1 protein-coding gene is annotated in these 767 nt (G+C 64.5%); it reads right to left on the reverse strand.

The window, feature by feature from the left end; all coding sequences use genetic code 11:
• The coding region (locus tag ACTT8P_RS38365) for an adenosylhomocysteinase (RefSeq protein WP_442836414.1) at positions 1-767 on the reverse strand (767 nt) is incomplete at both ends.

Consider the following 767-nt stretch of genomic DNA (forward strand, 5'->3'; position numbering starts at 1 on the left):
CCGATGTACTCGGCCTGCTCCGGGCGGAGCGTGGTCAGCTTGACGCCGAGCGCGTCGAGGTGGAGCCGGGCGACCTTCTCGTCCAGGTGCTTGGGCAGCACATACACACCGGTCGGGTACTCGTCGGGCTTGGTGAACAGCTCGATCTGGGCCAGCGTCTGGTCCGCGAACGAGTTGGACATCACGAACGACGGGTGACCCGTCGCGTTGCCCAGATTCAGCAGCCGGCCCTCGGACAGCACGATCAGCACCTTGCCGTCCGGGAAGGTCCAGGTGTGCACCTGCGGCTTGACCTCGTCCTTGACGATCCCGTCGATCCTCGCCAGACCGGCCATGTCGATCTCGTTGTCGAAGTGACCGATGTTCCCGACGATCGCCTGGTGCTTCATCCTGGCCATGTCCGAGGCCATGATGATGTCCTTGTTGCCCGTCGTGGTGACGAAGATGTCCGCCGTCTCGACCACCTCGTCCAGCGTGGTCACCTGGTAGCCGTCCATCGCCGCCTGCAACGCGCAGATCGGGTCGATCTCCGTGATGATCACCCGGGCACCCTGCCCGCGCAGCGACTCCGCACAGCCCTTGCCCACGTCGCCGTAACCGCACACCACCGCCGTCTTGCCGCCGATCAGCGTGTCGGTGGCCCGGTTGATGCCGTCGATCAGAGAGTGCCGGCAGCCGTACTTGTTGTCGAACTTCGACTTGGTGACCGCGTCATTGACGTTGATCGCCGGGAACAGGAGAGTGCCGTCCCGCTGCATCTCGTACAG

It is taken from the genome of Streptomyces sp. JW3 (assembly GCF_052216785.1).
GTDB lineage: Bacteria > Actinomycetota > Actinomycetes > Streptomycetales > Streptomycetaceae > Streptomyces.